At 54.8% G+C, this 8,493-nt stretch carries 13 protein-coding genes; 4 read left to right on the top strand and 9 right to left on the bottom strand.

Annotation, left to right across the window (positions count from 1 at the left end):
• Window positions 1-78 precede the first annotated feature (78 nt).
• The 4 genes from thiE to ACTHSP_RS14810 are packed head-to-tail and all read left to right on the top strand — an operon-like array spanning window position 79 to window position 2,127.
• Entirely contained in the window at window positions 79-696 is a 618-nt protein-coding gene (gene thiE / locus ACTHSP_RS14825; RefSeq protein WP_049329750.1) for a thiamine phosphate synthase, read from the top strand.
• Between the two features lie 42 nt (window positions 697-738).
• Complete coding sequence (thiS, locus tag ACTHSP_RS14820; protein WP_049351218.1) at window positions 739-933, top strand: sulfur carrier protein ThiS; 195 nt, start codon at window positions 739-741, stop codon at window positions 931-933.
• Between the two features lie 58 nt (window positions 934-991).
• Window positions 992-1,285, top strand: a complete 294-nt coding sequence (locus tag ACTHSP_RS14815) for a YciI family protein (RefSeq protein ID WP_049332239.1) — start codon at window positions 992-994, stop codon at window positions 1,283-1,285.
• A gap of 53 nt (window positions 1,286-1,338) precedes the next feature.
• On the top strand, window positions 1,339-2,127 hold the full coding sequence (locus tag ACTHSP_RS14810) for a thiazole synthase (protein WP_107857853.1): 789 nt from the start codon (window positions 1,339-1,341) through the stop codon (window positions 2,125-2,127).
• 71 nt (window positions 2,128-2,198) lie between these two features.
• Here ACTHSP_RS14810 and ACTHSP_RS14805 read toward each other — a convergent pair whose 3' ends face one another.
• The 9 genes from ACTHSP_RS14805 to ACTHSP_RS14765 all read right to left on the bottom strand — a co-directional run bounded on the left by ACTHSP_RS14805 (window position 2,199) and on the right by ACTHSP_RS14765 (window position 8,223).
• Window positions 2,199-2,960 carry a uracil-DNA glycosylase family protein gene (locus ACTHSP_RS14805; protein WP_440346345.1) on the bottom strand — a complete coding sequence of 254 codons (762 nt, stop codon included), beginning with the start codon at window positions 2,958-2,960 and terminating at the stop codon, window positions 2,199-2,201.
• Window positions 2,954-3,397, bottom strand: coding sequence for a ribosomal protein S18-alanine N-acetyltransferase (gene rimI, locus ACTHSP_RS14800; protein WP_070631251.1), 444 nt, complete (start codon window positions 3,395-3,397; stop codon window positions 2,954-2,956). Before rimI ends, ACTHSP_RS14805 begins: the two co-directional genes overlap by 7 nt.
• Window positions 3,394-4,101 carry a tRNA (adenosine(37)-N6)-threonylcarbamoyltransferase complex dimerization subunit type 1 TsaB gene (tsaB, locus tag ACTHSP_RS14795; protein WP_440346346.1) on the bottom strand — a complete coding sequence of 236 codons (708 nt, stop codon included), beginning with the start codon at window positions 4,099-4,101 and terminating at the stop codon, window positions 3,394-3,396. The genes rimI and tsaB overlap by 4 nt, the downstream gene beginning before the upstream one ends.
• Before the next feature lie 129 nt (window positions 4,102-4,230).
• A complete protein-coding gene (locus tag ACTHSP_RS14790) occupies window positions 4,231-4,905 on the bottom strand; it encodes a glutathione S-transferase family protein (protein WP_250601432.1) in 675 nt (224 codons plus the stop codon).
• Window positions 4,906-4,914: 9 nt separating this feature from the next.
• A complete protein-coding gene (locus tag ACTHSP_RS14785; RefSeq protein WP_049351224.1) occupies window positions 4,915-5,310 on the bottom strand; it encodes a hypothetical protein in 396 nt (131 codons plus the stop codon).
• Window positions 5,311-6,477 carry a beta-ketoacyl-ACP synthase III gene (locus ACTHSP_RS14780; protein ID WP_049351225.1) on the bottom strand — a complete coding sequence of 389 codons (1,167 nt, stop codon included), beginning with the start codon at window positions 6,475-6,477 and terminating at the stop codon, window positions 5,311-5,313.
• 19 nt (window positions 6,478-6,496) lie between these two features.
• A complete protein-coding gene (locus tag ACTHSP_RS14775; protein WP_049329758.1) occupies window positions 6,497-6,742 on the bottom strand; it encodes a GNAT family N-acetyltransferase in 246 nt (81 codons plus the stop codon).
• Between the two features lie 115 nt (window positions 6,743-6,857).
• The gene (locus ACTHSP_RS14770) at window positions 6,858-7,277 is read right to left on the bottom strand and encodes a nuclear transport factor 2 family protein (protein ID WP_049351226.1); all 420 of its coding nucleotides are present in this window, start codon (window positions 7,275-7,277) and stop codon (window positions 6,858-6,860) included.
• A gap of 37 nt (window positions 7,278-7,314) precedes the next feature.
• On the bottom strand, window positions 7,315-8,223 hold the full coding sequence (locus ACTHSP_RS14765) for a dialkylrecorsinol condensing enzyme (protein ID WP_440346344.1): 909 nt from the start codon (window positions 8,221-8,223) through the stop codon (window positions 7,315-7,317).
• Window positions 8,224-8,493: the final 270 nt, after the last annotated feature.

The following is an 8,493-nucleotide window of genomic DNA, read 5'->3' as shown; positions in this document are numbered from 1 at the left end:
CAGGCCGTCTGAAAACAAATATTATTCAGACGGCCTTTTCTGATAATATAACAACGAATTATTCCTTTCGGAGCCGTTATGACCTTCCCGCCACTCAAATCTCCCCTGAAATTTTACGCCGTTGTTCCCACTGCTGACTGGGTCGAGCGCATGGTCAAAGCAGGTGCCGACACGGTGCAACTGCGCTGTAAAATCCTGCATGGCGACGAGTTGAAACGCGAAATCGAACGTTGCGTCGTAGCCTGTCAAAACAGTGCAACCCAGCTTTTCATCAACGACCACTGGCGCGAAGCGATTGCCGCAGGTGCATACGGCGTGCATCTCGGGCAGGAAGACATGGACACTGCCGACCTAGCCGCGATTGAAGCTGCCGGTTTGCGCTTGGGCTTGAGTACGCACTCTGTTGCCGAACTCGATCGCGCCTTGTCCGTACAACCTAGCTACGTCGCCAGCGGTGCGATTTTCCCGACCACGACCAAGCAAATGCCGACCGCCCCGCAAGGTTTGGACAAACTGCGCGAATACGTCAGACAGGCACGCGGCACGCCCGTCGTCGCCATCGGCGGCATCGATTTGAACAACGCCGAAGATGTGCTTGCCACCGGCGTTTCCTCACTTGCCGTCGTCCGCGCCGTGACCGAAGCGGAAAATCCCGAAGCGGTGGTTAAAGCGTTTCAGGCTTTGTGGGATGAATAAGGCCGTCTGAAAATAAGAAGTCTGACAAGAGGAGCAAACATCATGAAGATTATATTGAACAATGAAACCATCACATTAAACGGCACAACCGTTGCCGACCTTATCGCCCAAACTTCGCCGCCAAAACCGTTTGCCGTTGCCGTCAATACCCAGTTTGTCGCCAAAGGCACGTATGCGGAAACGGTTTTGAACGAAAACGATAAAGTGGACATTGTGCGCCCGGTAGTCGGCGGATAAGCGGTTTTACTGCGCGTATAGCTGCGCTATTGGTTTAATGCTGAGAAAAGGAAAAGAGATGTTTATCGTATCGTTGGAATATATGAAAGAATTGGCTGCGGTTGAAACCTACCTGGCCGAGCATATCGCGTATCTCGAACGGTATTATCAAGCAGGTGTATTTGTGATGTCTGGACGCAAACAGCCGCGGACAGGCGGCGTTATCCTGATGAAAGCATCAGGCAGGGAACAGGTGGAAAAGTTAATTGCAGAAGACCCGTTTCACCGAGAAGGCGTAGCGAAATACACGATTACCGAGTTTATTCCGACCAAGGTCGCCGAAGGACTTGAAAATTATTTGGAAACTATCTAAACCGATTTTTCAGAAGCTATTGCCCCAAAAATAATATTACAAAGGAATCCATCATGTTTACCCTATACGGAGAAACTTTCCCTTCACGGCTGCTGCTCGGTACGGCTGCTTATCCGACGCCGGAAATCCTCAAGCAGTCTGTCCAAATCGCGCAACCGGCGATGATTACCGTTTCATTGCGCCGTGCCGGCAGCGGCGGCGAAGCGCACGGGCAGGGTTTTTGGTCGTTATTGGAAGAAATGGGCGTACCTGTATTGCCCAATACCGCAGGTTGCCAAAGTGTGCAGGAAGCCGTGACTACTGCGCAAATGGCGCGCGAAGTGTTTGATACCGATTGGATCAAGCTTGAACTTATCGGCGATGATGATACGTTGCAGCCGGACGTGTTCCAGCTTGTCGAAGCGGCGGAAATTCTGATTAAAGACGGCTTCAAAGTGCTGCCTTATTGCACCGAAGACCTGATTGCCTGCCGCCGTCTGCTCGACGCAGGCTGTCAGGCGTTGATGCCGTGGGCGGCGCCGATTGGCACGGGATTGGGCGCGGTTCATGCTTATGCGCTGAAAGTCCTGCGCGAACGCCTGCCCGACACGCCGTTGATTATCGACGCAGGCTTGGGTTTGCCTTCGCAGGCGGTGCAAGTGATGGAATGGGGTTTTGACGGCGTGTTGCTGAATACCGCCGTTTCCCGCAGCGGCGATCCGGTCAATATGGCACGCGCTTTTGCGCTTGCGGTCGAGTCGGGCCGTCTGGCTTATGAGGCGGAACCTGTGGAGGCGCGTGAGAAAGCGCGCGCCAGTACGCCGACGGTGGGCCAGCCTTTCTGGCATTCGGCGGAATATTGATAAACATTAGGGCGTGTCGAACACGCCCTTTTTTATTGGTGGAAAACCTGATTTCAGGTTGAACAGAATGTTCAGACGGCCTTGGCCAAAAGCTGTTTCAATGGCTTTAAGATTTGCCATGCCTGCGCTTTGAGTTGCGGCTGCATCAGCAGGCGGGCGGGGTGGGGAATGACGAAATGCGGCCGCTTCCCGCACAATTCGTTCATCAGTCCGATCATGTCGGGGCTGTCGAAGATTTTGCCGAGGAACAATACTGCGCGCGCTTGCGAAGCGGTCAGCTCGTTTTGCATTTCGGCAAGCTCGGCGCGGATGTGTTCGGCATCGGGGAGGGCGGTGAACACGGGCGCGGTTTTGACCCATGCGGTTTTGTGCGCCTGCTCGGGCTTGAGGCCGATGGCGGCGAGAATGTTGTCGAGAAGCGTGCCGACGTCGCCGCTAAAGAGCGTACCGTGCAGGCTGTCTTCGGTGGACGGGCAAATGCTGACCACCATGATTTCAGACGGCCTGATGGTTACGTCAAGACGGGGCAGATTGTCTGAATGCGCGGCTTTTTCTGTTTTTGCCGGTGTTTCGGCAATGGCTTTGGGTGCTGCTTCGGGAACGCGGACAGCAGGTTTGGCCGTTTGCGCAGTGGCAATGGCGGCAGTGCGTGCCCGATGGGCGCCTGCGGATAAAGTGCGCACGGCTTGCGCGGTATCGGCAACAATGGTTTTGGGGCGGACGGGCGCGGCTGCGGCTTGAGGCGCAGCATGGATGATTTTGGCGTTTCGGTTCAGCCACATCGGGCCCAAGCCCAAGGCTTCGTGCAGGTGCAGGTAGCGGCTGCTTAACATGATTTCTCCATCAATACGGCATCTTCGCTGCCACCGTCGGGCAGGGCGTAGTAGTTTTTGCGGCGGCCGCAGGTTTGGAAGCCGTGTTTGCGGTAGAGCTGTTGCGCGGTTTCATTGCTTGCGCGGACTTCGAGCAGCAATCGGGTTGCGCCTTGCTGTTGCACTGCGTTTTGCCAGTGTTGCAGCAGGGCGGACGCAATGCCTTGGCGGCGGTATTCGGGCGCGACGGCAATCAGGTGCAGCTCGGATTCGTCAAATACGGTTTGCCACACGATAAAGCCGGTAATTTGGTGGTCGGTCTGGCTGAGCCAAACGCTGTCGGGATGGTGTTGAACAGCTGATTCAAACTGCTTCACCGTCCACGACGAAGGATTGCCTTGTGCGTCGATGGCGGCAAGGGTGGGGCAGTCGGCAAGTACGGCTGGACGCAGGTTCACGGTTTGGCCTTTTGTTGGGCTTGCTCTTGCGCGGTCAGGGCAATTTTGTTGCGGACGTAGAGCAGCTCGGCGTGTGCCGCGTCAGTAGCAACATAGCGGCCACTGCGGGCAAGTTTAAGATAGTCGGTGGCGGTCGGCATATCGGCTTGACCGTCAAAAGGCGGTTTGTCGGCGAGGGCAAAGGCGTTACCGATGCCGCCGCTAGGCGTTTTGACTTCGGGCGCGGTAATGGCGGCGGCTTTGCCAACCGTGTAATCGCTCAAGCGGACGTGGTTTTGCGTATCAAACCATGCGTAGAATACTTCGCCCATGCGCGCATCGGTGGCCGCCAGTACGCAACTGGATGGCGGCAGCAGCGAAGCGGCGGCATCGAGGCAGGGAATGCCGATCATGGGCGTGTCAAACGGCGTGGCCAAACCTTGTGCAACCGCCGTGCCGATACGCAGGCCGGTAAATGCGCCGGGGCCTTGTGCATAGACGATGTAGCCCAAATCGGCGGCAGTGATGCCTGCTTCTTTAAAGAGGCGCTCGATTTGCGGCAGGATTTGTTCGGATTGCTTGGTGCCGACATTTTCGTGAAACAGGCGGATTTCGCCTTGATGTTCCAATGCGATGGACAGAAAGGATGTGCTGGTGTCGATGGCAAGAGTCGGGCGGTTGTCGGTTGGCATGGTGTTATTTTTTAGAAGGATATGGGTTGCCATTATAGTGGAACGGCGAGGGGGAACAAAGCACTCGGGCGGCGCTTGGGTAAAAATGCCGTTTGCTGCAAAGCTATTCGATAAGTGAACCAAGGTTTCAGGCCGTCTGAAAACGTTTCAGACGGCCTTGTTTTATTTGTCGAGTTTCAATAAAGGCGAACCTGCTTTTTCAACGGCGCGGCGGTAGGCTTCATGCGCTTCGATACGCTGCAAATAAGCGCGGATATTGGGGTAGTCGGCAAAATCGAAGCGGTCGGCTGCGGCTTGCAGCGGATAGCTCATCATGATGTCGGCACCACTGAGGCTGTTGCCGACCAACCATTTGCGGTTTTCCAATTCGCTGTTGATGTGGGCAAGATGCAGCGCGGCTTGCGGATGGATAAAGCTGCTTTTGACGCTGCCGCTGATTTTGCGGGCAATCGGTTTGACGAAAAACGGCATGGGCGCGCTTTCAATCCGGCGGAACACCAGTCCGAGCAGCAATAACGGCATCAGCGAACCTTCGGCGTAATGCAGCCAGCGTTGATATTGCCAGTATTCGCGGCTGCCGCGTTCGGGCATCAGACGGCCGTTGCCATAGGTTTGAATCAGATAGTCGGTAATCGCGCCGCTTTCCGCCAAGATAAAGCCGTTATCATCCAATAAAGGCGATTTGCCCAAGGGATGGATGGCTTTGAGTTCGTCAGGGGCGAGCAAAGTGTCGGGATGGCGGCGGTAGGTTTGCAGGCGGTAAGGCGTACCGAGGATTTCAAGCAGCCAAACAATGCGCAGGGCGCGGGATTGGTCGAGCGAATGCAGGGTAATCATGAGGGGGCTTTAAATATTGGTTTGTTTGAGGCTGTCTATGCTGATTTGGCAGGCATCGGCGTATTTTTGCAGAGTTTTGGTCGGTAGTTTGGCGAACACTTCGGGACGGAAATGCCGGCGCAGCTGCCATTTCCATACGCCTGCCGCCATGGCCAAGCCGGTTTCATCATAACGGCAACGGAACATATGGTAGTACAGCGGCGAATATTCGCCTTTTTCGACAGCTTCGCGCGCGGCATGCGTTTGGGCATCGAGTTCGCACACTGCCATTTCGGTGGCGTAGGCTTCGTCCTGCCAACCGTTGCTGGTGGCCGCTTCGTAGTGGCCGTCGCGGGTGCCGTAGATGACTTTACGGTGGCCGTGGTAGCTGGCGCTGTTGTCTTGAGGGATGTCGTCAATTTTCATTCAGACGGCCTTTACTGCTTCCAAAAGCATGAAACATGTTGAAAAGCGTCCGCTTTCCGGAACGTAACACAGGATTTTTTGGCCGTGTTCGATAGGGAAAGTGCGCATAAATTCTTCAAGGATGATGTAAATCGAGGCCGAACCCGTGTTGCCCTTGCTGTGCAGATTGGTAAACCATTTTTCCTGCGGAATGTCGAAGCCGATATTTTTCAGGCCGTCTGAAAGGCGGTCGCGGAAAAAGCCGGAAGAGTAGTGTGGCAGGAACCAATCGATTTCTTCGGCGCGGATGCCGTGTTTGGCGGCGATTTGGGAGAGGGGTTTTTCCACTGTATAGCGGACGATATTTTCGTTCAGCAGTTTGACGTCTTGTTTGACCGCCATCAGGCTGTGGCGGCGGCCGTAATCGGCATCGGCGTGTTTCCAGCCTTCAAATACGCCGTCGCGGAATTCTGCGCCGGCATACATGCAGGGCGGCATTTCGTTGGCGTAGGAAAGCAGGTCTATCCAATGGATTTTCAGGCTGAGGCCGTCTGAATTGGGGCGGTCGGACAGATACACCGCGCCTGCGCCGTCAGACAGCATCCAGCGCAAAAAGTCTTTTTCAAACCCGATTTCGGGGGACGCGTTTTCCAGTTTTTTATGGTCGGTTTCGCTTTGGAACACTTCGCCGCGCATGACCGCCGAGGCGTTTTCGGAAGCAACGGAAACTGCATGTGCGTGTTCGCCGGTGCGCACAGCGTTGTAGGCGTGTTTCATTGCCGCCATACCTGCCGCGCATACGCCTGCCATGCTGAACACTTCGCAAGGCGGCATATCCAGCAAACCATGCACCATCACGCCGTGTCCGGGCATGGTTTGGTCGGGATAGGAAGTGGCGCACGCTAGGCTGCCGATGGCTTCTGCAGGAACGCCTTGGGCAAATAAGCCATTGACCGCTTCGGCAGCCAACTCAGCATTGGTATGCGTCGTGCGGCGGCTTTCGGGGTCGATGGCGTAATGGCGCGACAAAATGCCGTTGGAACGCAAAATCATACGGCGCACGCGTGATGGTACATCGCCTGCCATGCCGAGGACGGCTTCCATTTCGTCATTGCCGACGGGGGCATTGGGCAAGAAGGCAGAAACGCGGTTGAGATAAACGTCTTTGAGTGTGTTATTCGATGTCATGATGTGGTTGTCAAAATAATCAACCGATAAACCGTGCCGCGTAGTCGCAGCTTGCAGTCAACGGGATGTGGTGTGTTTCGGCGTATTCCATCAGCGCGCTCACCAGCAGTTTGGCAATGCCGCGATGACGGAAGTTGGGCGAGACCTCGGTATGGTTTATGTCCCAGCCGCCGTTGTGTTCGGTATAGCTGATGTAGCCTGCTTCCAAACCGTCAATATCGATTTGAAAGCGACGGCGTTCGGGGTAGTGGATAACTTCGGGCATGGAGTGCTTTCTGTATTTGAGGCCGTCTGAAAAGCAAGACTGTCGTCGGCCGTTGCTGCAAAACATTTTGGTCGTTTTCAGACGGCCTCTGCCAACGTCGGTGCGGCTTCCGGCGTCAAGCCTTAACCGCTTTGGCGAGTGCCGAAGCTGTCAGCATCTGCGTGCCGAACCAGCCCCAATAAATGCGGTGGTGCTTGATTTTGCCGCCTTCCAGTCGCATCACTTCCAAAATATCCACCTGATCGCCGTCGGGCGTCTGGCGCGGGTATTCCCACACCAGCGTATCGCCCGCAACGAAATAGCGGCCGTCCCGATACCAGCGCACCAAATCGTTGGGACGGCGGCGCGTACCTTCCTGTAAAAAACGCAGGATTTCGGCCTTGCCGCACAGGATGCCGCTGTCGGTATTCATAATCGCGGGCACCAGCGGGCTTTCAAATACGGCGTCGTCGGCATACAGCGCAATCAGCGCGTCGGTGTCGCGGTTTTTGGCATATTCGTGCCAGTCGCGGTAAATGCGTTCAAAATCGTCCATATACAGTCTCCTTACAGGTTGCCGCCCGCAATCCGATTTATCCGCCGGAAGGTTGGCCGTAATAATCCGCCAGTTTTTTCAGACGGCCTTTGAGCAGCGGATGCAGCAGTTTTTTCAAAATCACGCTGACAGGTAAAACCACCAAAATCATCGCCAATAAAAATACGATGTAAAAGCACAACAAGGCACGGCGCAAGAGCGGAGAAATACGGCCTGCCGCCATCAAAAGCTTGCCCCAGACGAAGAAGCTGTGACCGGCGGCGCGTTCGCTGAAAATCAGTTTTTCATTGACTGTCACTGCGCCCATGTTTTGAAACAGGGTTTCGTCCAAAGGTTGTTGGTTCAATAGTGTATCGCGCAATTTCGTACCAAACCGCGCCGCATCCGCCAATTCTTCTTCAGCAATGCCGGCGGAGGGCAGGGAGCGGAAGTAGCGCTTGTCGCCGGTCAGCATCCATGCGGGCGTGGTAATGAAACTAGCCGCGCTGTTGCAGGCATCGATTTTTACGATGTTGCCGATGAGTTTGGCGCCGTTTTGTTTCAGCAAAGATTTCATTTTTTCCTGCGCGCCCAGCCACATATTGCGGCAGCCGATAAGCGTGATGACCGGTTTGCCGTCCAGCAGCCGGCGCGTTTCTTCGCGTTGCAAAAAGGCGGTCATCGGTTGCGAAGGAGAGAGGAACCAAACGGTGTAGGCAATGACCACCACATCGTAATCTTCGGATGGAATTTGCGGCGGCAGAATCGGGGCGGGTTTTAAATGGACGGTTTCAGGAAAGGTATCGAAAAAACGCCAAAACGGCCACGGAAACGGAAATGTCTGCTCCGGTACGATATTGACGCAATCGACCTGTACGCCGGCTGTTTGCAACGGCGCGGCAAAATTTCGCGCCAGGCTGGAGAGCTGCCCCGTTTGCGAGTAATGCACAATCAGCACTTTTTTCATTATCTTCCCTGCAATGAGTAAGTTATGGTTGGTTTGGACGGTATTATATAGTAAACCGACCGGCCTTGAACTTTATTCATATTCAGAGACCTTTGCAAAAAAGCCCTTCCCCCGACAGCCGAAACCTAAACGAAGGTTTTCGGCTGCTTTTGTTTCAAATATCCACTGATTCTATTCAAATACCCCCTTAATCCTCCCCGGATACCTGATAATCAGGCATCCGGGCCGCCTTTTGGGCGGCAACAGGCACACTTAGCCTGTTGGCCGCTT

This window comes from Neisseria sp. P0001.S005 (assembly GCF_051963715.1).
Note: the sequence above shows the minus strand (reverse complement) of the source record. Positions and strands in the feature narration are given on the sequence as shown.